Below are 23,911 nucleotides of genomic sequence, written 5' to 3'. Positions count from 1 at the left end.
GAAATATGCGATGAGCAAAACCATTCTCGTCACTGGTCCAGACCTTGATGCCCGCGCTGCGCAGTTCGTGGCGGATCGCGGCTATCAGACGGTTCACACGCCTGCTTATGCCGATAGCGATGTGATTTCTACACATTTGAAGGAAACGGGCGCTGTCGGGGTCGTATCGCGAATGGGGCGTCTCGACGCGAGCGTAATGGACGACGCGCCGCAGCTTCGGGTGATCTCGAAACATGGAGTCGGGGTGGACAATATCGACCTCAAGGCGGCGGCGGATCGCGATATTCCGGTGCTTGTCGCGACGGGCGCGAATGCGGTGTCCGTTGCGGAACATGCGATTGCGCTGTTGCTGACAGCGGTGAAGCGGGTGCTTCCGCTTGACGAAAGCCTGCGTGCGGGCCGTTGGGAAAAAGCTGGATTCCAAGGCAGGGAGATCGCGGGCTCGACGCTCGGGCTTCTGGGGATGGGGTCAATCGCGCAAGCAACCGCGCGAATCGCCAAAGGCCTTGGTCTCAACGTTATCGCGCATGATCCTTATGCGAAAGACGATGTTTTCGAAGCGCTCGGCGTGCGTCGCTGCGAGGCGCTTGGCGAGCTGCTGCGTGAAAGCCATTTCCTCAGCCTGCATTGCCCGCTCACCGATCAAACGCGCGAAATCATCAACGCCGATGCCATCGCGCAGATGCCAAAGGGTGGCTATGTTATCAACACCGCGCGCGGCGGGCTGATTGACGAAAGGGCGCTGCTTGAAGCGATCCAGTCCGAACATCTTGCGGGTGCCGGGCTCGACTCTTTCGCCGTGGAGCCACCCGCCGCCGATCATCCGTTCTGGAAGGAGCCGCGCATCGTTGTCACGCCGCATATCGGCGGTGTGACGCATGAGGCCGGCGGACGCGTTGGCGTCGAAGCCGTGCGCGGCATTTTCCAAATTCTCGACAATGAACCGATTGCCGTGCAGCGGATCGCCAACCGTGCGCTCCTGTCCGACGCGGCGATGCCAAAGCTCAAAGGGGAGGAATAAATGTCTGTGGGCTTCCGAATTTGCCAGCGCGAAAGCGCGGCTTCGAAGGATCTGGTTGCGGCTTTTGCCAAATTGCCGGTCGCGAATGTGTCGGACTCAATGTCCCGCGTCTTTGCGGGCGGGCCGAGTTTGCGCCCCCTGCATAGATCGGGTGGCATGGCGGGTGTGGCTCTAACCGTGCGCTCGCGCCCCGGTGACAATCTGATGCTGCATAAGGCAATCGATCTTGCAGAGCCGGGAGATGTGATCGTCCTCGATGCAGGCGGCGATCTTACCAATGCAGTTATGGGCGAGTTGATGCTTGCTTATGCCGTCAAAAAGGGCGTTGCTGGATTTGTCCTTAATGCGGCGATCCGCGATCTCGACGCCTTTGTCGAAACAAACCTGCCGACCTATGCCGCCGGGGTGACGCATCGCGGCCCGTATAAGGATGGGCCAGGCGAGATCAACGTGCCGATCAGCCTCGATGGCATGGTTATCGCGCCGGGCGACATCGTGATCGGTGATGCTGACGGGGTGCTCGCCATCCCGCAGGCCGATGCACAGGACATCTTGAAAAAAACCCAAGCGAAGCAGGATGCGGAGACGCGTCAGATGCAAGCTATCGCCGAGGGAACGAATGACCGCAGTTGGGTAGACGCCGCACTGAAAGAGCGTGGCTGCGTGTTTTTGTAAGTCAAACAAGCAAAGGGAGGAATATCATGCTTGGTAATTTGAAAAAGACGGCGCTGACCGGTGCCATGGTCCTGTTCGCCAGCGCGGCGGCGGCCGAATATCCGGAGAAGCCGATTGAGGTGATCGTTGGCTTCTCCGCCGGCGGCGGGACCGATGTGATGGCGCGGACCGTGGCGCCCTTTATCGAGAAATATCTTGGCGATGGCGCCAGCGTGGTGGTGAAAAATACACCGGGCGCGAGCGGCCAGATCGGGGTGACCGAAGTCGCCGGGTCCGACCCGGACGGCTACACCATCGGCACCTATAACCTGCCCGGCATGATGGCCCGCACGCTCGACCGCGAAGCGGATTACGATGCGGAGAGCTTTGCCTATCTCGCCAATGTCGTGAATGATCCGAACGTCATCGTGACATCGAAACGCAGCGGCCTCGATACCATCGACAAGCTGCTTGAAGCTGCGAAAGCCGAGCCGGGTGCGATCACCGTCGGCATGTCGAGCCTTGGCGGCGACGATCACTTTGCGCTCAACAAGCTGCAAAACCTGACGGAAACCGAGTTTACGATCGTGCCGTTTCGCGGCTCCGCGCCCGCGCGGACGGCGCTGCTCGGCGGCCATGTCGCCATGGGGATCCTGAACATCTCCGAGGTCGCCAGCTTTCAGGATGAGATCAACGTTCTGGGGGTCGCGCAGGAAGAGCGTTCCGATTTCGCGCCTGACGTTCCGACTTTGCAGGAGCAGGGTGTCGATTTGATCAACGGCTCCATGCGCGGATTTGTCGCCCCGGCGGGTTTGCCGGAGGATGTGGAAGCGAAACTTCTCGAAGCGTTCCAGCAACTGGAGCAGGACGAAGAGTTTCAGGCAGCCATGAAGGAAACCGCGAACCCGACCGAGGTGGTCGTCGGTGAGGATTTCAAGGCGCTGAATGCCGAGACTCTCGATCTGGCGGAAACTGTCTGGGAAGAAAGCCCCTGGCAGTAAGCCGCTCCCGGCGCGGCGGCTTATACGCCGCGCCGCCATCCTCATTGAATTGGAACCGAAGTCATGTCCAAACCTGACACACCTCGTCTGGTCCGGGCCGAGACACTGACGGCGATCGGCATCATAATCGCAGCCGCCGCGTTTCTTGTTCCGACCTTCTTCATGCAACCCATGTCGGCGCTTCTGCCCGCCGCGATGCTTGTCGGTCTTCTTCTTCTCGGCGCGGCCATGCTGGTCAGTGATCAGCGCAAAGCCGCCGCGGGCGAGCCGGCCGTCCCGGTGACCACATCCCCCAAACGCGTGATCGGGGCCTTTCTTCTGATCCTCGGCTACGCGCTCTGCGTTGATTTTATCGGATTTTACGTCAGCACGATCATCGCGGTCCCGCTCGTCGCCTATATCTTCGGCTTCCGCAGTCCGGCAGGGCTGGCGCTCGCGACGGCAATCGTCGTCGCCGGGATCTACATCATTTTCAATCTGGCAATGTCGCAGGATTTCCCTGCTGGCCGCCTCTGGAACCTGTGAGGCCGCTATGTATGGAGATCTTCTCAACGCTCTGCCCGAGGTCCTGTCGCTCTCGAATTTCTTGGCCGTCGCTATCGGGGTGATCGCTGGGATCACCGTCGGCGCGATGCCTGGCCTCAGCGCGACTATGGCCATTTCGGTGCTGGTCCCATTCACCTTTGGCCTTGAGCCGCTCGTCGCCCTCGGCCTGATGGCGGGCATTTACAACGGCGCGATGTATGGCGGCGCGGTCCCCGCAGTGCTGTTGCGCATCCCCGGCACGCCCGCAGCCGTTGCAACAAGTTTCGACGGCTACCCGATGGCGCAAAAAGGCGAAGGCGGTTTTGCCCTGCAAGTCGCGGTCGTCTCCTCGGCCTTCGGCGGCATCGCCAGCGCCTTCGCGCTGATGCTGCTCGCGCCGCCACTCTCCAAAGTCACCTTGCTCTTTGGCCCGGCGGAAGTCTTCTGGGTCGCCGTCTTTGGCCTCTGCAGCATCATCTTCCTGCTCGGCGGAAGCGTCGTCAAAGGTTTGATCAGCGCCTGTTTCGGGGTTTTTGTCTCCGTCGTCGGCTCCGATCCGATCTACGGCACCGACCGCTACACCTTTGGCCAGCTCGAACTGCTCGACGGGATCAACATCGTGATCCTTCTTGTCGGTCTCTATGCGTTGCCGCCGGTGATCGACCTGCTCGGAACCCCGCTGAAAACCGATGATGCCAATGAAAATCTTGGCACAGACCCCATCTGGCGCAGCCTGCCACGGATGTTCCGCTTCTGGAAAACCTGGCTCCGCTCGTCGATCATTGGTATCTGGATCGGGATCCTGCCCGGTGCAGGTGGCTCGATGGCGGCTTTCATGTCCTATAACGAGGCCCGCCGTGCCAGCAAAACCCCCGAAACATGGGGCAAAGGCGAGCCCGAGGGCGTCGCCGCCGCCGAAACCGCCAACAATGCGGACACCGCTTCGGCGCTGATCCCGGCCCTGACGCTCGGCATCCCCGGCACCGCGGTGGCCGCCGTCATGCTCGGGGGCTTGCTCATCCACGGCCTGCAACCGGGACCCATGCTTTTCCGCGACAACCCCGATATCGTTTTCGGCTTCATGTGGCAGTTCCTCTTCGGGGCGATCCTGCTGATCTTTCTCGGCGGCTCGCTGGCCACCAACAGCTTCGCCAAACTGCTGAAGTTGCCGCGCCCGCTGCTCGGTTCGGTCATCATCGTGCTGATGCTGATCGGCGTCTACTCGATCCATGGCCGCATGTTCGATGTCTATATGATGCTCGGCTTCGGCGCGGTCGGCTATGTGATGGACAAGCTCGACTTCCCGCTCCCGCCTGTGGTGCTCGGCCTCATCCTCGGCGCCTTCGCCGAAGAAAACCTGCGCCTCGCCCTGCGGATCGGCCGCGGTGACTGGACGACGCTGTTTGCCAACACAACGAGCCAGGTGCTTATCGCGCTGACCCTCGCGGTCGTGTTCGGCCCGACGATCAAGCGCCGTCTCATTGGGAACAAAAAGCAGGAGGGCGAGGGCTGACACGCGGCCCCGCCAACAAGGCGTCTCCCGCGGCTCGATCAGGGGCCGCGGGAGCCCAAAAACCCAAACCACAAAACAGACTTTGGATAGCCAAGGCACAAAAAGTAACGGAGGAAAGAATGAAATTCTCTACCAAATCGTTTGCGCTCGCTGCCACCGGCCTTGCACTCCACGCAGGCCCGAGTTTCGCGCAAGCTGACCCAGATCTTTCGGCGCAGCATGTTGCGGCAGCTCAGGACGCCGCAGGGGATGCTTTCAGTCACGTGCTGGGCAACTGCAACAATATCGGCAAGTCCTTTACGCCGCCCAGCAGTGAGGGGGGCAACCCACTCGAAAAGCTTATCGGCAAAGGTGAACCGCGCCCCTATTCGATTTTCGACAATCTTCATTTTCTTGGCACCGGGTGGGTGTCGGCCTGGGCGATAGAAACATCGGACGGGATCATCCTTTTCGATGCGCTCAACAATGAAGAAGAGGCCAAAACCTACATTGAGGACGGCCTGACAGCGCTTGGACTTGATCCGGCCGACATCAAGAAAATCATTGTTGCCCATTCACATGGTGACCACTATGGCGGCGCGGTTTATCTCAAAGAGAAATACGGCGCTGACATCATCATGTCTGACGCTGACTGGAAAGAGCTCGAAAAACCTGAACTTCAGTTTGACAACGCGCTTTGGGGTCCGGCACCCGAGCGCGACGTAACCGTACAGGATGGTGACACCGTCACCTTGGGCGATACCGAAATCCGTATAATCGTCACTCCGGGCCACACGCCTGGAACCATTTCCCCCATAGTGCCGATGAAGAGCGGTGATGAAAGCTACACGGCGGTCATATGGGGCGGCAACGGTCTGAACTGGGGGCCGGTGGCCGAGCGTTTTGTGTCGATGATGGACGCACAGGCCCGGCTTGCGGATCTGGCAAGCACGGATGATATCGACGTCTTTCTCTCCAACCATCCCGGTCTCGATAACAGCATGGCCAAGATCGACGCGCTGGAGACTCAGCCAGCCGGAGATCCCAATCCCTATGTGATCGGCGCGGACGGAGTTGCATCGGTCATGACGGCGCTGCGCCACTGTGTCGCCGCGCAGCTTGCCAGTTTTGCGCCAGATCAGGTGCCAGCAGAGTAATCGCGAAAATCTTCGGGCTTCGCTGTTGCGGCGCCCTTTTGAACATCGAAAGGAAATCAACCATGAAACTCACGACCCTCACATCCATCGTCGCGCTCACGCTGACCGCGGGGCTCGCCAATGCCGCTAACTGGACCGGCTATACCTATTCGGCCGTATCGACCACCGCCGCAGTGAAGGGGATGAACCGGATCAGCGAACGCGTCGCGGAAGAAACCGACGGCGAGCTGGAGATCACCATCCATCTTGGCAAGACTCTGCAAATTGCGTCCTCTGACATTACGCAGGCCGTGGGCGACGGAATTGTCGATTTCGCTGCGGATTTCTTCTTCTCCGGCAATGTGCCGATCGCGCGGGTTCTGAGCCTGCCGATGCTGATCGAGAATGATGAGGAATGGGATGCGGCTTATGCGGCTATGGAGCCGATCCTGACAGAAGCCTTCGCCGAACAGGGCGTCACACTGCTGGGCGGCTATCGCTACCCGCAACAGGTTTTGTTCACCACCTTCGAAATCGACAGCCTCGACGATCTTTCAGGTCACAAGATCCGCGTCACCTCGCCCGAGCAAGGCCAGTTTGTCGAGGAATTTGCAGGCGCCCCGATCACGCTTTCGGGGAGCGAGGTTCCTACTTCGCTTGAGCGCGGTGTGATCGACGGTGTTCTGACCGCGAGTGCGGGCGGCGCCAAGAACTGGCATGAATTCCTGCCATATAACTATCGGTTTGCGGTGAATTACGGCAACTCGATGATCATTGCGAATACGGACTCCTTCGACGCGTTGAGCGCGGAAGACCAGCAAGCTTTGCAGGACATCGTGACGGAAGAAGGCGCTTCGATCACGGCGGAATTTCTTGAAGATGAGGAAGCGCAGAAAGCCGCGCAGGCCGAATCCGGCATGACCATCACCGAGGCCGCCGAAGGTGATGCCGAAGCTGCGCGCGAGAAGCTCGCTCCGTTCTGGGAAAGCTGGGCCAGCGAAAACGGCCCGGAATATGAAGAGGCGCTGGCGCTGGTGCGTGAAGCGATTGGTAAATGAGATGGAAATGCACAACGTGAAAGGACCGGCTTCGGCCGGTCCGCTCTTTGACCTTCTTGCGAAGATCACCAAGATTGCGACGGGGATCGTTCTCGTCGCCCTCGTGATCCTCGTCAGCGGCGAAGCTTTCCTGCGCAGCACGGCGAATATCTCGCTGGGCTTTGCCGAGGAACTCACCGGCTATTTCGTCGTGATGCTGACTTTTTTCGGTGCGGCGCTTGCTCTGCGTGCTGGCGCCCTTTTCCAAGTAAATTTCCTGTTCAACGCTTTATCGCCACCTGTCCGGACTTGGCTGCGCCGCCTATTCGCGCTGGCGGCACTGCTCATGTGCGTCGTTTTTGTCTGGAAAACCGCGGATGTGATGCTCAGTTCCCTGGATCGCGGGAAATTCGCGCCGACTGTGCTGCGCACCCCGCTCTGGATCCCGCAATTCCTCATGCCAACGGGCTTTGCCTTCATCGCGATCTTTCTGATCGAGCAAATCGTACTGACATTCCGTGCGACCGAGGGAGATGAATAATGGAAGCTATCCTCGCATTTGGGCTGCTCATCGGTCTTATTCTCGGCGGCATGTGGGTGCAGTTCGCCGTCGCCGGTGCGGGCCTATTCTACATCTGGCTGCTGCAAGGCTTTGGCGGATGGAAAGCAATCGGTATCGTCAGTTGGGGCTCGGCCAACAGCTTTACACTGGCCGCGATCCCGCTCTTTGTTCTCATGGCCGAAATCCTTCTCGGGTCGGGCCTCAGCACGCGGCTCTATAACGGTGTTGCGCCGTTTATGCGGCGTTTGCCCGGCGGGCTCTTGCACACCAATATTGCAGGAAGCGGTATATTTGCTGCGATCTCGGGAGGCAGTGCGCCCACGGCAGCCGCGATGTCCACCGTTGCGCTGCCCGAACTCTCCGCGCGCGGCTACAATCGCCGCCTGATTGCGGGCTCGCTCGCGGCGGGCGGAACGCTCGGCATTCTCATCCCGCCCTCCATCACCATGATTATTTATGCGACCTTTACAGAAACCTCTATCGCGCGCCTTTTCGCGGCCGGGCTTATTCCGGGCATTGTTCTGGCGCTGATGTATATGGGGTTCATCATGCTCCGCGCGTCCATAAATGCCGATCTGGCGCCGAAAGATATGACGAAATCCACCCCTGCCGAACTCGGAGCGGCGCTTCTCGATATCGTTCCTTTCCTGCTTCTGATCATCGTTGTTCTGGGCAGCATCTATGGCGGCATCGCCACGCCCACCGAGGCGGGCGCGGTCGGTGTGATCGGGGCGGTCGTCATCGCCGCGATCTATCGCCGCCTCAACGTCGATTTGCTGAAAGGCGCGCTCTCGCGCACCGTCTCAATGAGCGGCAACATTCTCTTCATCGTCTTCACCTCAATGATCTTCGCCTACGCCACAGCGATCTCCGGAATCGGTGAGGAACTGGTGACCTATCTTGAGGAGGCAAATGTCTCCCGCACGGCCTTCCTGCTGATCATCATGGTGGTGTTCGCCATTCTGGGCTGCTTCATGGAAGGCTTGGGAATGATTGCGATTATCGTTCCGGTCATCTTTCCAGCGCTTTCGGCTCTCGGCGTCGACCCGATCTGGTTCGGTGTTTTTGTTGTGATCCTTGTTGAACTGGGCCAGCTTACGCCGCCACTAGGTGTCATCCTTTTCGTCGTCGCAAGCTCGTCCGATGAGGTGAAAGTAGAGGATGTGATCATGGGCACGCTGCCCTTCTTTGCGATCATTCTGCTGTTTATCCTGTTGATGATCGCCTTCCCGCAAATCGCGCTTTACCTGCCCTCCATCACCATAGGATGACCGTTATGACATATCCATTTCCAGATCCCGTGGTGATTGACGCGGAGGTTTTCGCAGAGTTGCCTCCCGCATTGCGCCGGCCCGGCGTGGCGTCTTACTGGGCCGAAAAGAACCGGCGCGGCGCGACTGTGGACAGCTTTATCGAAGGCCCGTCTTTCGATCGCGATGGCAATCTGTGGTTTGTCGATATCCCGTTCGGGCGCATCTTCAGGGCGGACCCGAGCGGGCAGATCACCCAGATGGCGGAATATGATGGCCAACCAAACGGGCTGAAAATCCACGCCGATGGCAGGATTTTCATCGCCGATTTCCAGAACGGGATCGTGCATCTTGATCCTGCCACAGGCGCCGTCTCGGCGGCGCTGGCGGATTGCGACACGGAAGGTTTCAAGGGCTGCAATGATCTGCATTTCGGCGCGGATGGCGCGCTCTATTTCACGGACCAAGGGCAAACTGGCCTACATGATCCTTCCGGCCGAGTCTTTCGCTGGGAGCCGGAGACGGGCGCATTGCGCTGCCTCATAGATAAGGTGCCAAGTCCAAACGGCTTGGTGCTTGATCTGAATGAACATGTGCTGTTTCTGGCGGTCACCCGCGCCAACGCCGTCTGGAGGCTACCCATCTCGCCGAGCGGGCGGGTGAATAAGGCGGGACTATTTCTGCAATTCTCCGGGGGGCGCGCAGGTCCCGATGGTTTGGCGCTCACGTCGCAAAACGGTGTGTTGGTGTGCCAGACAGGGATGGGTCTCGTTTGGGTGCATGACGATCTTGGGCGACCGGTTGCAATCATTCGCTCGCCGCGCGGGCTTGGAACGACAAATTGCGCGTTTGGCGGGGATGATGGACGGTTTTTATATATTACGGAATCTGACAGCGGGAGCATTTTGCGCGCAGAATTGCCTGCGAAGTTGAATATATCCGGCGCACCGATGTTCGCGCATCATCAGTAAGACATGCATGATGATCGGGTGCTCTATCTCCTCGCCTGCTTCACCAGATCGCAAAAGGCGGCGGCGGCGGGGGAGAGGGCGCGCCCGGCGCGTCTGACGAGGCCGATGCGGCGGGTTGCGCCGAAATCGACGATGTCTCGTGTCACGAGGCTTTCCATTTGGAGAACGGGGAGCGTCAGGGTGGGCAGCGCGGTGATGCCGAGGCCAGCCGAGACCAACGCGCCAGCGGTGGCGAGATGCGAGACCTCAAACCGCGGGTTGAGCTGGGCACCTATACGAAGGCAGGCGCCGTTCAGAAGTTCGCGCACGCTCGTCCCTCCGGCCATCGCGATGAAGGGCATGCCGACGAGTTCCGACCATTTGAAAGCGCGATCCTCTTGGAGCGGCCCATCAGCGAGGCCGACCGCGACGAAGGCGTCATTCATGATGGGCTGAAAGTCGAGTCGCTCGCGCGTCGTGACGGTGCCTGCGGTGAAGCCTACATCGGCGATTCCGCTCTCGACAGCATCTAGGACGCTGCCCGAAAGCGCGTCGATGATTTGCAGGTCGATATCCGGATATTTGGCGACGAAGGCTTTGAGAATATCGGGAAGAAAACCGGCGGTCACAGAGGGCAGCCCGGCGATCGTGAGGCGTCCCGATCGCGCCGACATATAGGCATCGAATTCGCGGAGCGCGTCCTGCGCTTCATTGATCATCCGCCTGGAAATATTCGCGAAAACATCCCCTTGCGCGGTTGGCGCGACATTGCGGGTGTCCCGGTCGAACAGCCGCGTATTCAACCGGCTTTCCAGCCCGGCAACGTGGCGCGACAAGGCGGATGGGGAGAGGCCAAGTGTGTCTGCCGCAGCACGAAATGATCCCGTCTCCTGCAGTGCCACAACGATCTTGAAGTCGGTCAAAGAGATATTATTGCTTTCCATGCACCTATAATTAACAAAATTGCACTTCACGCAACGGTTTTGCTACCCCATCCTGAAGCCATGGCCCGACAGAGGCCGGATTTGGGAGAACAACATGAAATCTGCACTTTTGGCGCTGACAAGCGCGACCATTCTATCCACGGCGGCCCTTGCGCAGGATCAGGATATTCTTATCGGCTCGACCTCTGCGTCGTCGAGCCATTACGGCTACTTCGTCGCCGTCGGCCAATTGATCAATGAAAATGTCGACGGCTTTTCCGCCTCGGTCGTGGAGACAGGTGCAACGATGGACAACATTCGCCGCATGTCTCGCGATCAGGTCGATCTCGGGCTCGTCACCACAAACACAGCGCAACACGCCTTTGCCGGAACGCATGAATTCGAAGACAATGCCCAGGATCTGCGGTTGCTTTGGGTCTACACCAACGCCCCGCAAAACGTGATCGTGCGCGCCGATGCAGGCGTCGATAGCCTCGAAGGGCTGCAATCCGTCCGCTTCAATCCGGGCATCCGCGGCTCGGCGACGGAGTCGACCACCGAAGCTGTGTTTGAAACCCTCGGCCTCTCGGGCGACTATGTGCGCGGATCGACCACCGATATCGTCGGCGCGATCAAGGACAACCGCGTCGCGGCCTATGTGAAGTCGGGCTCGGGCATGAAACTTGATGGCTCGACTATGGATATCGCCACATCGACCGACATTGATGTTCTGGGTCTGACGCCGGAACAGGCGGAGACTCTGCGCCAGGAGATGCCGGATATTTCGGTCATTGATGTGCCCGAGGGCGCAGCGGATGGCATTCCGGCCTATACGACATGGAGTTTCGGTGTCGGTGTCGGCGCACCGTCCACGATGGATGAGGAAACCGCCTACAACATCGTCGCGGCAATCATGGCCGACGAAACAGCGCAGGCCAACGCGATGGCGAGCCTGAAAGAAGACGATCTGGCCGAAATGACCCTCGAATATGGCACGATCCCGCTGCATCCGGGCGCGGCGCGTTGGTTCGAGGAAAACGGCTTCGACCTTCCCGAAAAACTTCAGCCGCAGGACTGACCCATGACCCTTGCGCGATTTCAGACGGCGCTCGCTATCCTAGTTGGCGCGTTCGTTTTCTACACCGCTGCGGTCGGCCCCTTCGAGGGGCTGGTCCAGCGTGCGATCTTTCTGGCGCTGGTCTGTTGTCTGGGATTTGCGCTTTATCCGCTGGGGCAAGGCACCACATGGCGGCCAATTGGTCTGATTGTGGACCTTGCCCTCGCCGCGATCACCGTGATCGCCTGCGGCTATATCATCTGGAATTATGAGACGATCATGGGGTCGCTGCCTTGGGCGACACCGCTCGACATGGCGCTCACGGTCGGTCTCGTGGGGGCGGTGCTGGAGTTAGGCCGCCGCACTGTGGGATTGATTTTCCCCATTCTTGTGCTGCTCGGCCTTGCCTATGCCCTCTTTGGTGATGGCCTCCCGGGTGCGCTCGGACATCGCGGATTCGACGCGGCCTTCGTGACGGAGACCATCTTTTTGGGTGACCTCGGAATCTGGGGAATGCTCACCGGTGTTGCCGCCACGGTCATTGCCGCCTTCGTTCTTTTCGGGGCGCTCTTGCTTCATACCGGCGGAGGACAAGCCTTCATGGATTTCGCGATGCGCGTCGGTGGCCGCCAACCCGGCGGCGCGGCGAAAATCGCCACCATCGCCAGCGGCCTTTTCGGAATGATTTCCGGCTCTGCGGTCGCCAATGTGGCCACCACGGGCAATTTCACTATTCCGATGATGATCCGCCTCGGCTATCCGCGTCCCTTCGCGGCGGCGGTGGAAGCTGTGGCCTCAACCGGCGGGCAGATCGCGCCGCCCATCATGGGGGCCGCCGCCTTCGTGATGGCCGAAATTCTCGGCATGTCCTATTGGACCATAATCGTCGGCGCGATCCTCCCCGCCGTTCTTTTCTACGTTTCCGTCTTCATGACGGTGCATTTCGTCGCGATCCGGCGCAATCTGGCAGTCTTGCCGGAGGAAGAGTTGCCCGCCTGGTCACTCGTCCTTGCGCCGCGCCGCGTGCTTCCGATCCTCTGCGCCTTGGGCGGACTTGGCATCGGTATCTATCTTGGGCGGTCGATCGCGACCTCCGCCTTCTATGGCGTGATCGGACTGCTTGTCGCTTTCATCGGCACGCAAGCAGGCCGCCTCTCGCTGCGTGAGATGGTTGGGCGTATTGTTTCCGGCCTCGAAGATGCGGGTAAGGGCATGGTGATCATCGGCGTTCTTCTCGCGGGTGCGCAGGTGCTGGTGTCGATGATCAATCTCACCGGGATCGGCGTCACACTGTCCTCGCTCATCGTAAGTATGGCGGGCGACTCGACGGTGCTGGTGGCGCTGATCGTCGGCGTGATTTGCCTCATCATGGGGATGGGTCTGCCGACGACTGCGGCTTATGTGCTGGTTGCAGCGACCTTGGCGCCCGCGCTCACCGGTGTCGGCGTTCCGCCTCTCGCGGCCCATCTTTTCGTCTTCTACTTTGCAACCGTCTCGGTGATCACGCCGCCCGTCTGTGTGGCTGTTTTCGTAGGCTCGGGCATCGCGAACACGAACTGGCTGCCAGCGGCAGGTGAAGCTGTGCGTCTTGCCGCGGTCACCTATGTCGTGCCCTTCCTGCTGCTGCTTTATCCGGGCATGACGATGCAGGGCGGCGCGTTTGGGATCCTTCAAGCGGTGGTCGCGGGTCTCGCGCTTGTTCTCGCCATCCCGGCGCTACTTGCGCGCACGAAGCTGACTGGAAACCGGCTCGCTGATGTGGCCATCCTCGCGCTCGTGATTGTTCTCGCGATCTGGCCTCACCCGCTGGCGTCACTGTCTTCGCTGGTCATCCTCGCCGCTGCCTACATTCTGACGCACAGAAAGAAGGAGGCTCTGACATGATGATCAGGATCGGAGCAGGCGCCGGATTTGCAGGCGACAGGATCGAACCCGCGCAGGATTTGGCGGAGCGTGGAGAGCTGGACTATCTCGTGTTCGAATGTCTGGCGGAGCGGACGATTGCCTTGGCGCAACAGGCGAAGTTGGAAGACCCGGACAGCGGCTATGACCGGATGCTTGAGCGGCGTATGCGCGCAGTCCTACCGGCTTGCCAGAAGAACGGCACCCGGATCGTGAGCAATATGGGCGCGGCCAACCCTGTTGCCGCTGCGCATAAACTTCGCGAAGTGGCGGCGGATCTTGGCCTCAAGGGCCTTAAGGTGGCGGCGGTGACCGGCGACGATGTCTTTGCGCATGCGGAGGCGCTAGAGCTGCAGGAAACCGGCGCTCCCGCCACAGCGCTCGGCGACAAACTGGTTTCGGCCAACGCTTATATCGGGACGAGCGCGATTGTTGCCGCACTGGATGCGGGTGCGGATGTCGTCATCTGCGGCCGCGCCTCAGATCCCGCACTGTTCCTCGCGCCGCTCATCCATGAATTCGGCTGGGCGATGGATGATTGGGACAAACTCGGGAAAGGTACGTTGATTGGGCATTTGCTGGAATGCGGCGCCCAGATCACCGGCGGCTATTTTGCGGACCCCGGCTATAAAGACGTCGCTGATCTCGCGCATATCGGCTTCCCGATTGCAGAGGTCACCGCAGATGGAAACGCGGTGATCACCAAACTGGATGGCACCGGTGGCGGCGTCAGCAAAGCAACCTGCACCGAGCAGTTGGTTTATGAAATCCACGACCCGGCGGCGTATTTGCAGCCCGATGTCATCGCGGATTTTTCCAAGGTTCAGTTTGAGGAGATTGGTCCTGACCGCGTGGCCGTCTCGGGTGCAACGGGCCACGCGCCAAGTGGCTCATTCAAGATTTCCGTCGGCTATCGAGACGGCTGGATCGGCGAGGGTCAGATTTCTTATGCTGGCCCCGGATGTATCGCTCGCGGCCAGCTTGCGATTGACCTTATTCAAGCGCGTCTCCAACCGCTGAGCGGCGAGGTGCTGGAGCAACGGGGCGAGTTGATAGGCTATAATTCCGTCACGCCGCTGCCTTCGGAAAACAATGTTGAACCCAACGAAGTTCGCATGCGCTTCGCAGCCCGCTGCCTCTCGAAAGACACAGCCGCGCGCGTGGCCGAAGAAGTCGAGGGACTGTATCTCTGCGGGCCATCCGGCGGCGGCGGCGTAACGGGCCGCGTGCGCGAAGTAATCGGGATCGCCTCGGGATTCATGCCCGCGTCCGACGTGCCGACGCAATTCGAAATCTGGGAGGTGTGAGATGCGACTTCGAGAACTGGCCCATGCGCGCACGGGTGACAAAGGGGATATGTCGAATATCTCCGTCATCGCGTATCGCCCCGAAGACTGGCCGCGATTGGAAGCGGAACTCACCGAAGACCGTATCGCGGCGTATTTTCAAGCGCTCGGCGTGAGCGAAGTGCGGCGCTATCTGCTCCCGCAGCTTCACGCGATGAATTTCGTTCTTCGAGGCGCGCTGTCGGGCGGTGTGACCCGGTCTCTGGCACTCGATGCGCATGGGAAATGCCTCGGTGCAACGCTGCTTAATCTGGAGCTCGACGACTGAGCCCGGCCAAGTGCCGGACAGTCAATTATGAATTCAAAGGGAGGGAAGCTGTCATGTCAGCGCTATTTAAAACCACCTTTGCGAGTATCTGCCTGTTTGGCATCAGCCCCGTTCAATCCGCTTTCGCGCAAAGTGAAGCGCCCGAATGGCTTCGGGTGATGGATGAGCGCGTGTTCGACGGAGAGACGGACGATCTCGTGACCGCCGGGCTCGGCGTTGAAGGGATGATCGCCGGGACCCTTTCCGAATATGCCGATCCTCTCAACCCGACAGCCGCCGAGTTGCGTCGTGCCTCGCTAGGCACTAATGGAACCGTCGGTTTCGGAACCCTCTACGGGCCGAATGTGGACGCTTCAACAGGTGAAGTCTCGGGAGATGGAAAGGCGGCAGGCACCGAATATCTCGCCTATGGCGATGATGGCAGCGGGCAACAGAACGTCTCGTTTCTGCTTCAAGTCCCCACAGATTTCGATCGCACAGAGCCGTGTGTTCTCGCGGTTCCGGTCTCTGGCTCGAACAGTCTTTACCGCGACGTGGGAATAATCGGCTATTGGGGTCTGCAAAAGAATTGCGCGGTGGTCTACACGGATAAGGGCCTCGGCAATGGTTTCCACGATCTGGAACGTGATCGCGTCACGCTGATTGACGGGACGCGTAGTTCCGCAGAAGCCGCGGGTGCGGATGCACATTTCAAAGCGGATCTCACCGAAGAGGCGCGCAACGCTTTTCTGGAAGAGTATCCGCATCGCATCGCGTTCAAACACGCCCATTCCAAGCAGAACCCAGACGCGAGCTGGGGGCGCGATGTTGTCCGCTCTATCGAATTCGCGCTCTACCAGTTAAATAATACAAACCCCGAGAGTGAACCGCTCACAGCGGACAACACCCTCGTCATCGTTGCTGGCAATTCCAATGGCGGCGGTGCAGCGCTTTATGCGGGTGAGTATGATGATGCAGGTCTCATCGACGGGATCGTGGCCGCGCAGCCCCAAGTTCAGCTGGACCCGGATGATCGTGTTTCTGTCAGTCGCGGTGAGACAACGCGAGAAGGCACCGGGAAATCTTTGCTGGACTACTTCACTTACGGCCTCATCTATCAGCCCTGCGCCACTCTCGCGACGCCGGACGCCCCTTGGGCAGATCGCGTCACGCAAGCTGCGCAGCGTTGCGAAAGCCTTATTGAGAAGGACCTTGTTGACGCCGATACGGTCGAAGGTGCCGCCGCGGAATCGCTCCAAAATTTGCGGGATTATGGATGGGAGCCGGAATCGGATGCGCTGCATCCTTCGCATTTCGTCATCGCACCGACCGCAACGGCGATGAAATACGCATCGTCCCACGGTCGGCTTGGCGTGGAAGACCGCGTCTGCGGACTTTCCATCGCTTCAGTTGGTAAGGATGGCTTGCCGCGGCCCGTTCCAGAGGCGGAAATCGCACCGATCTTCGCAAACGCACCCGGCGGTGCACCCACAGGGTCCATTGTCGTCATTAACGATCTCGATCCGCGCGGCCCGATTCGCAATGATATTTCCCAATCGTCAAGCACCGGGCGCGAGGATTACAATCTAGATGGTGCGCTTTGCCTGCGCGAACTTGTTGCTGGCGACTCTGACATGGCGATCCGTGTGCAAGAGGGCATCGACGATCTGACCGGCGACGCCGATCTGCATGGAACGCCCACAATCATCGTGCATGGCCGCGCCGATGCGCGTGTTCCCATCGGCTTCACATCGCGCCCCTATCTTGGGCTGAACAATCTCACCGGTGATGCCGACCTGCCGCCCAGTCAGGTTGTGCGCGCAGAAGTGAGCGACGAAGGTCCGGGAGAGGATGGCAGCGGCTTGATCATGCCAGAGATCTCGGCGGATCCGGGCGATGATCTGATTTCCGTCGAAGATGGACACGTGACCGTTCCCGACTGATTTCGCCGGCTCAAGGGGATAAGTTGCGTGACTGTCGTTCGTTATTTTGAGTTATACCCACGCCCCTTTGTTATCGTTTGGATGGCATATCCCCTCCCGCTGATTTCGAAACAACAACCACAACCTAAACCCACACACGCTGCGACGAACAAATTTTTCTACGCAGCGGGCGCGCGAATATCCCCCGTTAGAAAACAGTTTCAAAGGACCCAAAGCTCTTTCAAATAAGGCTTGAGAAGATGAGCGTTTATCATGATCGGGTGAACATCCGTGGTTGAGAGTAGCATATAAAGCTCAACGAATTTGACTGAGAGCGGCCGGCATGGTCGCAAGATCAACCGGGAGCGGGAATGTCGAAAGGCGGGGAAACCGCAAAGCCGTCACAACCGCGCAACTTTTCGACCGTGCCAAGAGATATACCACACCGCCGGCATTGGTTGCGCTTATTTCCTGCGACCTCCGCACTTGCGGGCATATTTGCGCAAGATTGCCGCATGACCTCAGCGCGAGGTGAACGCCTTGCCCTCAAAGGCGATGTGATATTTGCGAAGGCGCTCGGCGGCAATGACGCGGACGAGGCTTGGCGCTTTGGTGCCAGCCGCACCGCCTCCGCCGCCGGTCGGGTCGGACGTGCCACCGGACGCCACAACGGCGGCAACCGTGAGCGCGTAATCGTTGAACGTGACGCGATCACGCGGCGACAGCACCGACAGAATGCCCGCCGTCGGTGCCCGCCACACCTCGCCGCCGTCGATCTCGCCCGCCTCAAGCGGCTTGCGCGCCAGCGGCGCTCAGTCCGGTCTCGCCTTTCATTTGAGCGTTTGGGGATTTTGGGGAGGGGATTTGCACTCCGTAGCTTTTATAGTTTTTCGCGTATATCTTTTTCTCACGTTACATATATTACTTCCCCAACTTCCCCATTTATATATTTATATAATAAAAACAGATGTATAAGGAAAAAATATGGGGATTTTGCGGGGATTTCAGGCCCTTTTTGGGGATCAAATTTGCCCATTTTGCGCGAAATCCGCCGCCGATGGCTTCAAAGCCAACGAGGCTTTGGCAACTTTCCACCCCTTCCCCGGCCCAAAATGGGGGGATTTCCCGCCTTCCTCCTCCAAAGGGGGCGCGGAGCGGGCGGGAAAATGGGCGCGAGGGGATGCGCGGAAGACCCCAAGACGGGGCGCGGGGATGCGGGATTGATCGCCCATCAAAACGGCGGGCGATCATCATTGGCGGGCACGGCCTCGCCGGTGACGGTTGCGACAAGCTCTTTCGCGGCTTCATTCCACCTCAGCCCCTTTCAACAGCTTTGGCCCCGCACCTTGCCTCGATCAAAGCCTTTCTCGACCATAACGTTGCTGCAGGTCCCGCCTCCTTCCATATGGTAAGCGGCAAAGATGGGCGGGAAGCGGACTCGCGGCGGTGAAGCTTGGAAGTCGTAGCATTATCGTAAAGCCGACATTTCAGACAGGAGGGGAGAATGACATTCAATTATATCAAAAAAGATTAATCATGCGGAAGCTATGCTGTGGGATTGGATCGGACTAGTGACCAGACGCCTTGACCTTGTCATGGCGCAGCGCCTTGACGAAGGCCGCGAACGCTGGTGAGTGCTGACGGCGGCTTGGGTAATAAAGGTGAAACCCTTCCCAAACCGGCGCGTAATCGGGCATGACGATCTGCAAACGACCGGCCTCGCAATCCGAGCGGGCCAGATCTTCAGGAACGAAGGCCAGTCCGAAACCATCCCGCGCCGCATCTATGACGTCATAGATGTTGTTGAAGACCAGCCGGCCCTCGACCCGCACACTGATCTCGCGACCGTTTTCTTCCAGCTCCCACGGATAAAGACCACCATGGGTCGAAAGGCGCAGATTGATGCAATCCTGCTCGGTCAGATCGGCTGGCCTTTCCGGCACCGGATGTGTCTCGAAATAGGAGGGTGCCCCGATGATCACGAAGCGGATATCAGGGCTGATCCGCGTGGCGATCATGTCGCGCGCCACCTGGGAGCCAAGCCTGACGCCTGCGTCGAAGCGCTCGGCCACGATATCCTGTAACCCGTAATCCACCGATATCTCGACATTCACCTTGGGATAGGCGTCTAGGAAATCGCGCAGCTTCGGCCACAGAAATTGCCGGATTTGGAAATCGCCGGCGGTGATACGGATCGTTCCGGCGACCTCGTCGCGCAGGGAACTCAGACCATCCAGCTCGCTGGCGATGTCTTCGAAATGCGGGCCGATGCGTTTCAGCAGACGCTCGCCAGCCTCGGTCGGTGAAACGCTGCGCGTGGTTCGTGTCAGCAACCGAATATCCAGCCGCTCTTCCAACTGCCGCACGGTATGGCTGAGGGCGGATTGCGACACGCCCAATCGCGCGGCGGCCTTGGTAAAGCTTTGTTCGCGCGCCACCTCGAGAAAGGCGATCAGATCAATGATATCCTTGCGCTGCATTGATGAAATTCCCTCATGCCGGAATGCCGAGTATGTCATTTTGGTCATGAGGGAACAATCACCACCAGCGGTCAGATGCCTGTTGGTTCAGGACAGCTTTTCCTCAAAGAACTGTCCCAGCTTGTCGAACGGGATCAGGTCCAGGTCGTCATAAAGATCAACATGACCGGCGCCTTCGACCCAATGCAGTTCTTTCGGCTCGGCCGCGCGGGCATAGGCATCCTCACTAAATTCGCGCGAATGGGCTTGATCACCCGAGATGAAGAGCATCGGCCGTGGTGAGATCGTCTCTATATCATTGAACGGATAGAAGTTCATGAAGGTCATGTTGCTGGTCAGCGTTGGATGCGTCGTCCGGTCGGGCGACTGTCCATCGGGCGTCACATTGCCGCGTTCGGTGCGATAGAAATCATAGAACTCGTCACCGATCGCATTGCCTGTCAATTCATGCGGTGTCCCGCTGGTCAGTTCGGGCTCCGCGCCTTCGAATTCGGCATAGCGTTGCTGGGCGGCATCCGCGATCACCTGCTTGCGCTGTTCGACGCTTTGCGATTTCTGCAACGCGTTGCGGTTGGCCTGACCCATGTCATACATGCTGACAGTAGCAATCGCCTTGAGCCGCGGATCAATCTTGGCGGCGCTGATCAGGAAACCGCCACTGCCACAGATTCCGATGCCACCGATACGCTCGCGATCGACAAAATCTCGGGTACCGATAAAATCGACGGCGGCATTGAACGCCTCGGCATAAAGATCGGGCGAGACAAGATTGCCCGGCGCGCCCTCGCTTTCGCCCCAATAGGGTAGGTCAATCGACATGGCGACGAACCCCATCTCGGCCATCCTGGTCGCATAGAGATTGGCGCTTTGTTCCTTGACCGCGCCCATGGGGTGACCGACGACGATGGCCGGATGGTTTGCCGCCGCATCCATATCCTTGGGCGTAAACAGATTGCCGGCAACCTTGGTGCCGTAAAGCGTTTTGAAGCTGACCTTTTCGCGGGTCACGGCATCAGAGGTATAGAAGTTGTTTTGGGTCGTCATGGTGTTATCTTTCAAGCCTTTGAAAAAACGCGGGTCTCTTCGACCCGCACCCTAGGGTTATTGGCCCAGATATTGTGCGTCAGTAACCGGCTCCATCCACTCGACGGCGGTATCGCCTTCGACTTGCTGAATGGCCAGATGGGTGATTGCGGTGGTATCCGTGGCCCCGTGCCAATGCCTGACACCGGGCGGGCACCAGACGACATCCCCTGCATTGATCACCTGACGTTCGCCACCCTCTTCCTGCGTCCAGCCGGTGCCTGAGGTCACCACAAGCGTCTGACCATGCGGATGGGTGTGCCAGTTAGACCGCGCACCGGGCAGAAATGTGACCTTGCCTGTGCTGAACGGGCGGTTTTCGTTGGTGCCGAAGACAGGTTCGACCAAGGCAGTTCCGGTGAAAAGATCTTCAGCGCCAATGGTGGCGGCTTGCGATCCGTTACGTGTGATGCTGCCCTCCTGCGCGATGGCGGGGGCGGTCGCGACGCCGAGGGTTACGGCTATGATAAGCGTTTTCATGTCAAAGATTCCTATCGATTACTGTTCGCGGCTGTCGAAGACGTCTTGAAAGACGGGCATTGCCGAAAAGACGTTTGGCCAATTGGCGTAGAAGGCTAGTTGTGTCAGCGCCTCGGATGCCTCCTCGCGCGTCAAGCCGTTATCCATGGCGCGGTTCAAGTGGAACGTGACCTGCTCGCTTTGACCGTTGGTCACCAGAGAGCTGACCGTCACAAGGCTGCGGTCGCGCGGGTCCAGATCAGGGCGCTGCCAAAGGTCCAGAAACAGCGGATCCTGCGTGAAATCGACGACGCCCTGCGAGGTCGGTCCATAGGTCTCCTGCACGTTGGACTGGCGCGCATCCTCGGTTTGCTTATCAAGTGGCAGCAGTTCAATATCCGCTCCGGGCAGATCGGTCGTGGCGATACCGCGCTGATCGTAAAGGTCGGCAGCAGTTTCAGCGGCTACGACGCCATTGTTCCAGCCGGAGTAAAAAGCCAGATGGGTGATGATTCCCGAGAGTTCCGACGGGGTAACGCCATTATCCAGCGCGCGGGCAAATTCCTGAGGCTGCAACTCCGTCTTTTCACCAGCGATCAGCGCCGCGACCGAAACCACGCTGCGATCACGCGGCGAAAGGCCGTCGCGCTGCCATAGATCGCCTTCGACGACATCGGCATTGTAGGCTGCAAGCGCTGGCGCGGCGCGTTCAAGCGGGGAGACGGTCTGTGCAAGGCTTGCCGTGCCCGTCAGCAAGAGTGCGACTGCCAAGGGTGCAAGTGTTCTCATGTCATGCTCCTGTGTTTTCTAGACAGGAATATGGAGGGGGTTACGTTAGATGATTAGACGCATAATTGCGAATGGGCCTATGAATGAGATTCATTAATTGCATTGCCAGCGATGCTGAATCGAGCCAAATCACGTATTAAGCTGACATCTTTCCGTTGCAGACATTGGTTCACGGCCCAATCGCGCTCAGCCGCCTTTGTCCGTTCAACTAGCGCAACATTGCAGATAAGTGATCGGTTTGGTGAATGCTGCATTACAGCGAGCAACTCTCGCACAGGTCGGCTTTGGGCCGAAAGTGCGCTTCGGGGCCCGTCGCATATTAAGATATAACTTAGGGTTTTGATAAAAACTTTGAACTCACACCTGCTCTTCTGATTAGAGATGCTCAATAACTGTATGGACGAGATATTTAGCGTGCTTGTCTCGCGTTTGCTCTATTGACTAACCGGTGAGTGTTCCAAAAGGAATTTCCATTTCATTTACTCAAAATGCGATCCGCTCCAGTGCTGCCCTTCTCCCTTCAAGCGCGCCGCCAGTGCCACATCTGGGTCGCTGATATTTGTGACCAAGAATATCCGCGCGGATGCGATCATCCACACCGGCGGAAAGAAGGGCGTCTTCGACATAGTGGCGAAGGGAATAGGCGGAATGCGCAGCCGTCTCCCTTAACTCGTGTTCCCGCAAATATTTGTTCACCAATGCAGACCAGCTGTCTGTCCGATTGCAATATCTCTGGATTCCGCACCGCGCGACGATGCGCTTAGCTGCGGCGAGTGAAATGCCCAGAAGAGGAATCTCGCGCTTGGTATGCGCTACTTTCAGTTCTCGGCCATGGGGTGCAACCCGGAGGAACGGGATTTCCTCATTGACCTCAAAATCTGAGACTGGCGCTTCCGTGATCTCGGAGGGGCGAAGGCCCGTGTTGATCATCACCAGAAGAATATCTCGCGCTTCGGCGTTCAGCCTGTACAGCGCGCCCGGCGCGAGAAGGCGCGTTTCGATCCAATCGCGCGAGAACGCCGGGCGCCTGCCTTCATCCGCGCCTTTCAGGCGCAGATTGGCGAAAGGGTTGATGAGATGCGGTGCACGCAACTCGCCCCATGTCTTAAAGATTTCGGACATTGTGCCGATGGACTTGTTTGCCGTATCGAACGCTGCGCCGTCTTCGATGCGCTTGGACCACCAGTTGCGGAAGGTGATGGCATCATCACGGGTGATCTCGTCAATGCGCGGTGCGACAAGCTTGCCATGTTGTTTTGCGCTCTGTGTCGCCTCAAGGAATTGTCGGACGGCGCGATGGCGTCGCTCTTTCCAGCGTTTTAATTGCGGGGCGGATTTCTTGAGGTGCCGCGTGCGCGTCAGTTCGAAATAATCGTCCAGAACGGCAAAGAGGTCAGGCGCGTTGGATGTTTCCTTTTGGCTAGACGGTGCATCCGCATCCAATGCTTCAACGGCACCTGTATGCACCGCCTCTTCAGACGGCCCTTCATTCCGAAACCTTAGCAAATTCGCGGGTGCATAGATGCAAGCCGGGTTCTCGGCTATGCGGCGGGCGATCTCCGCGTCGCAGGCATTTAGGGACAACCCACAACCCAGTGCGTCTTCCCAATCCGCAAGCATGATCGCTTCAATCTGCGCGGCCTTGAGCTTCGCCGCCTGCCGGTCTGCGGTGTGGAGCGCGAGGCGAATTTGCGAGACGGGTTGCCCGCATTTCCCGACAACCACGCCGCAATAGCGCTTCGGGACGCGCTTCACCCAATAGAAGCGTCCGCGATCGTTCACGACGCTCATGAGCGTCGGCCCTTAAGCGTCGGACGGCGTCGCGCGGTTAAGCGCTCAGGCGCAAATGTTGCGGGATTTCGGCCAAGCGCAAAACATGCGGAAACCGGTAAGTCTAGGAAAGTACTGAAAAATTTGAGATTTCGTGGAAAACCGACTTCGCATTTCGCGAAAAACTGGTGCCGCTGAGAGGACTCGAACCTCCGACCCCATCATTACGAATGACGTGCTCTACCAGCTGAGCTACAGCGGCATCAGGTAGCGGCTGCATAAGGCGATGCGGCCGCGCTTGCAAG

Annotated in this window: 22 protein-coding genes and 1 tRNA gene; 15 read left to right on the top strand and 8 right to left on the bottom strand. The window is 58.9% G+C overall.

What is annotated here, in order from left to right; genetic code table 11:
- The first annotated feature begins 10 nt into the window (after positions 1-10).
- From ACMA5I_RS00225 to ACMA5I_RS00180, 10 genes are all read left to right on the top strand, one after another.
- On the top strand, positions 11-1,021 hold the full coding sequence (locus ACMA5I_RS00225) for a hydroxyacid dehydrogenase (protein ID WP_525884206.1): 1,011 nt from the start codon (positions 11-13) through the stop codon (positions 1,019-1,021).
- Positions 1,022-1,696 carry an RraA family protein gene (locus ACMA5I_RS00220; protein ID WP_525884205.1) on the top strand — a complete coding sequence of 225 codons (675 nt, stop codon included), beginning with the start codon at positions 1,022-1,024 and terminating at the stop codon, positions 1,694-1,696.
- Between the two features lie 26 nt (positions 1,697-1,722).
- Positions 1,723-2,676, top strand: a complete 954-nt coding sequence (locus tag ACMA5I_RS00215) for a Bug family tripartite tricarboxylate transporter substrate binding protein (protein ID WP_525884204.1) — start codon at positions 1,723-1,725, stop codon at positions 2,674-2,676.
- A 63-nt stretch (positions 2,677-2,739) separates the two neighbouring features.
- Positions 2,740-3,201, top strand: a complete 462-nt coding sequence (locus ACMA5I_RS00210) for a tripartite tricarboxylate transporter TctB family protein (protein ID WP_525884203.1) — start codon at positions 2,740-2,742, stop codon at positions 3,199-3,201.
- Positions 3,202-3,208: 7 nt separating this feature from the next.
- Positions 3,209-4,714: a tripartite tricarboxylate transporter permease gene (locus tag ACMA5I_RS00205; RefSeq protein ID WP_525884202.1), complete on the top strand. Its 1,506-nt coding sequence runs from the start codon at positions 3,209-3,211 to the stop codon at positions 4,712-4,714.
- A 119-nt stretch (positions 4,715-4,833) separates the two neighbouring features.
- Positions 4,834-5,850 carry an MBL fold metallo-hydrolase gene (locus ACMA5I_RS00200; protein ID WP_525884201.1) on the top strand — a complete coding sequence of 339 codons (1,017 nt, stop codon included), beginning with the start codon at positions 4,834-4,836 and terminating at the stop codon, positions 5,848-5,850.
- A 62-nt stretch (positions 5,851-5,912) separates the two neighbouring features.
- Positions 5,913-6,887, top strand: a complete 975-nt coding sequence (gene dctP / locus ACMA5I_RS00195) for a TRAP transporter substrate-binding protein DctP (RefSeq protein WP_525884200.1) — start codon at positions 5,913-5,915, stop codon at positions 6,885-6,887.
- A gap of 7 nt (positions 6,888-6,894) precedes the next feature.
- Positions 6,895-7,407: a TRAP transporter small permease gene (locus tag ACMA5I_RS00190; protein ID WP_525884199.1), complete on the top strand. Its 513-nt coding sequence runs from the start codon at positions 6,895-6,897 to the stop codon at positions 7,405-7,407.
- On the top strand, positions 7,407-8,699 hold the full coding sequence (locus ACMA5I_RS00185; protein ID WP_525884198.1) for a TRAP transporter large permease: 1,293 nt from the start codon (positions 7,407-7,409) through the stop codon (positions 8,697-8,699). Before ACMA5I_RS00190 ends, ACMA5I_RS00185 begins: the two co-directional genes overlap by 1 nt.
- A 5-nt stretch (positions 8,700-8,704) precedes the next feature.
- On the top strand, positions 8,705-9,649 hold the full coding sequence (locus ACMA5I_RS00180) for an SMP-30/gluconolactonase/LRE family protein (RefSeq protein ID WP_525884197.1): 945 nt from the start codon (positions 8,705-8,707) through the stop codon (positions 9,647-9,649).
- 23 nt (positions 9,650-9,672) lie between these two features.
- Here the strand turns inward: ACMA5I_RS00180 and ACMA5I_RS00175 are convergent, their stop codons facing one another.
- Entirely contained in the window at positions 9,673-10,572 is a 900-nt protein-coding gene (locus tag ACMA5I_RS00175) for a LysR substrate-binding domain-containing protein (protein ID WP_525884196.1), read from the bottom strand.
- Positions 10,573-10,666: 94 nt separating this feature from the next.
- On the opposite strand from ACMA5I_RS00175, the gene ACMA5I_RS00170 reads away from it, so the two are divergent.
- From ACMA5I_RS00170 to ACMA5I_RS00150, 5 genes are read left to right on the top strand one after another with little or no spacing between them, the layout of a single operon-like run.
- On the top strand, positions 10,667-11,629 hold the full coding sequence (locus ACMA5I_RS00170) for a TAXI family TRAP transporter solute-binding subunit (RefSeq protein WP_525884195.1): 963 nt from the start codon (positions 10,667-10,669) through the stop codon (positions 11,627-11,629).
- A gap of 3 nt (positions 11,630-11,632) precedes the next feature.
- Positions 11,633-13,492, top strand: a complete 1,860-nt coding sequence (locus ACMA5I_RS00165) for a TRAP transporter permease (protein ID WP_525884194.1) — start codon at positions 11,633-11,635, stop codon at positions 13,490-13,492.
- Positions 13,489-14,817, top strand: coding sequence for an acyclic terpene utilization AtuA family protein (locus ACMA5I_RS00160; protein ID WP_525884193.1), 1,329 nt, complete (start codon positions 13,489-13,491; stop codon positions 14,815-14,817). The genes ACMA5I_RS00165 and ACMA5I_RS00160 overlap by 4 nt, the downstream gene beginning before the upstream one ends.
- A gap of 1 nt (position 14,818) precedes the next feature.
- The gene (locus ACMA5I_RS00155; protein ID WP_525884192.1) at positions 14,819-15,124 is read left to right on the top strand and encodes an AtuA-related protein; all 306 of its coding nucleotides are present in this window, start codon (positions 14,819-14,821) and stop codon (positions 15,122-15,124) included.
- Positions 15,125-15,177: 53 nt separating this feature from the next.
- Complete coding sequence (locus tag ACMA5I_RS00150) at positions 15,178-17,046, top strand: 3-hydroxybutyrate oligomer hydrolase family protein (RefSeq protein ID WP_525884191.1); 1,869 nt, start codon at positions 15,178-15,180, stop codon at positions 17,044-17,046.
- 500 nt (positions 17,047-17,546) lie between these two features.
- Here the strand turns inward: ACMA5I_RS00150 and ACMA5I_RS00145 are convergent, their stop codons facing one another.
- From ACMA5I_RS00145 to ACMA5I_RS00115, 7 genes are all read right to left on the bottom strand, one after another.
- Complete coding sequence (locus tag ACMA5I_RS00145; protein ID WP_525884190.1) at positions 17,547-17,786, bottom strand: hypothetical protein; 240 nt, start codon at positions 17,784-17,786, stop codon at positions 17,547-17,549.
- A gap of 807 nt (positions 17,787-18,593) precedes the next feature.
- Positions 18,594-19,505: a LysR substrate-binding domain-containing protein gene (locus ACMA5I_RS00140; RefSeq protein ID WP_525884189.1), complete on the bottom strand. Its 912-nt coding sequence runs from the start codon at positions 19,503-19,505 to the stop codon at positions 18,594-18,596.
- A gap of 87 nt (positions 19,506-19,592) precedes the next feature.
- Positions 19,593-20,549, bottom strand: a complete 957-nt coding sequence (locus tag ACMA5I_RS00135) for an alpha/beta hydrolase (protein ID WP_525884188.1) — start codon at positions 20,547-20,549, stop codon at positions 19,593-19,595.
- 57 nt (positions 20,550-20,606) lie between these two features.
- Entirely contained in the window at positions 20,607-21,068 is a 462-nt protein-coding gene (locus ACMA5I_RS00130; RefSeq protein ID WP_525884187.1) for a (R)-mandelonitrile lyase, read from the bottom strand.
- A gap of 18 nt (positions 21,069-21,086) precedes the next feature.
- Positions 21,087-21,836 (bottom strand): carboxymuconolactone decarboxylase family protein, encoded by a 750-nt coding sequence (locus ACMA5I_RS00125; RefSeq protein WP_525884186.1) that lies wholly within the window; start codon positions 21,834-21,836, stop codon positions 21,087-21,089.
- A gap of 483 nt (positions 21,837-22,319) precedes the next feature.
- The gene (locus ACMA5I_RS00120) at positions 22,320-23,627 is read right to left on the bottom strand and encodes a tyrosine-type recombinase/integrase (protein ID WP_525884185.1); all 1,308 of its coding nucleotides are present in this window, start codon (positions 23,625-23,627) and stop codon (positions 22,320-22,322) included.
- 165 nt (positions 23,628-23,792) lie between these two features.
- Positions 23,793-23,868: transfer RNA gene (locus ACMA5I_RS00115), tRNA-Thr, on the bottom strand.
- Positions 23,869-23,911 lie beyond the last annotated feature (43 nt).

This window comes from Jujubicoccus corallicola, from assembly GCF_047345645.1.
GTDB lineage: Bacteria > Pseudomonadota > Alphaproteobacteria > Rhodobacterales > Rhodobacteraceae > JBLEFH01.
The sequence above is the reverse complement of the archived record's forward strand: the minus strand, read 5'-3'. Positions and strand labels throughout refer to the sequence as shown.

What these genes read in the sequence shown, in the direction of transcription:
- ACMA5I_RS00225 (WP_525884206.1), top strand. Translation starts at nt 11, where the DNA reads ATGAGCAAAACCATTCTCGTCACTGGTCCAGACCTTGATGCCCGCGCT.
- ACMA5I_RS00220 (WP_525884205.1), top strand. Translation starts at nt 1,022, where the DNA reads ATGTCTGTGGGCTTCCGAATTTGCCAGCGCGAAAGCGCGGCTTCGAAG.
- ACMA5I_RS00215 (WP_525884204.1), top strand. Translation starts at nt 1,723, where the DNA reads ATGCTTGGTAATTTGAAAAAGACGGCGCTGACCGGTGCCATGGTCCTG.
- ACMA5I_RS00210 (WP_525884203.1), top strand. Translation starts at nt 2,740, where the DNA reads ATGTCCAAACCTGACACACCTCGTCTGGTCCGGGCCGAGACACTGACG.
- ACMA5I_RS00205 (WP_525884202.1), top strand. Translation starts at nt 3,209, where the DNA reads ATGTATGGAGATCTTCTCAACGCTCTGCCCGAGGTCCTGTCGCTCTCG.
- ACMA5I_RS00200 (WP_525884201.1), top strand. Translation starts at nt 4,834, where the DNA reads ATGAAATTCTCTACCAAATCGTTTGCGCTCGCTGCCACCGGCCTTGCA.
- dctP (WP_525884200.1), top strand. Translation starts at nt 5,913, where the DNA reads ATGAAACTCACGACCCTCACATCCATCGTCGCGCTCACGCTGACCGCG.
- ACMA5I_RS00190 (WP_525884199.1), top strand. Translation starts at nt 6,895, where the DNA reads ATGCACAACGTGAAAGGACCGGCTTCGGCCGGTCCGCTCTTTGACCTT.
- ACMA5I_RS00185 (WP_525884198.1), top strand. Translation starts at nt 7,407, where the DNA reads ATGGAAGCTATCCTCGCATTTGGGCTGCTCATCGGTCTTATTCTCGGC.
- ACMA5I_RS00180 (WP_525884197.1), top strand. Translation starts at nt 8,705, where the DNA reads ATGACATATCCATTTCCAGATCCCGTGGTGATTGACGCGGAGGTTTTC.
- ACMA5I_RS00175 (WP_525884196.1), bottom strand. Translation starts at nt 10,572, where the DNA reads ATGGAAAGCAATAATATCTCTTTGACCGACTTCAAGATCGTTGTGGCA.
- ACMA5I_RS00170 (WP_525884195.1), top strand. Translation starts at nt 10,667, where the DNA reads ATGAAATCTGCACTTTTGGCGCTGACAAGCGCGACCATTCTATCCACG.
- ACMA5I_RS00165 (WP_525884194.1), top strand. Translation starts at nt 11,633, where the DNA reads ATGACCCTTGCGCGATTTCAGACGGCGCTCGCTATCCTAGTTGGCGCG.
- ACMA5I_RS00160 (WP_525884193.1), top strand. Translation starts at nt 13,489, where the DNA reads ATGATGATCAGGATCGGAGCAGGCGCCGGATTTGCAGGCGACAGGATC.
- ACMA5I_RS00155 (WP_525884192.1), top strand. Translation starts at nt 14,819, where the DNA reads ATGCGACTTCGAGAACTGGCCCATGCGCGCACGGGTGACAAAGGGGAT.
- ACMA5I_RS00150 (WP_525884191.1), top strand. Translation starts at nt 15,178, where the DNA reads ATGTCAGCGCTATTTAAAACCACCTTTGCGAGTATCTGCCTGTTTGGC.
- ACMA5I_RS00140 (WP_525884189.1), bottom strand. Translation starts at nt 19,505, where the DNA reads ATGCAGCGCAAGGATATCATTGATCTGATCGCCTTTCTCGAGGTGGCG.
- ACMA5I_RS00135 (WP_525884188.1), bottom strand. Translation starts at nt 20,549, where the DNA reads ATGACGACCCAAAACAACTTCTATACCTCTGATGCCGTGACCCGCGAA.
- ACMA5I_RS00130 (WP_525884187.1), bottom strand. Translation starts at nt 21,068, where the DNA reads ATGAAAACGCTTATCATAGCCGTAACCCTCGGCGTCGCGACCGCCCCC.
- ACMA5I_RS00125 (WP_525884186.1), bottom strand. Translation starts at nt 21,836, where the DNA reads ATGAGAACACTTGCACCCTTGGCAGTCGCACTCTTGCTGACGGGCACG.
- ACMA5I_RS00120 (WP_525884185.1), bottom strand. Translation starts at nt 23,627, where the DNA reads ATGAGCGTCGTGAACGATCGCGGACGCTTCTATTGGGTGAAGCGCGTC.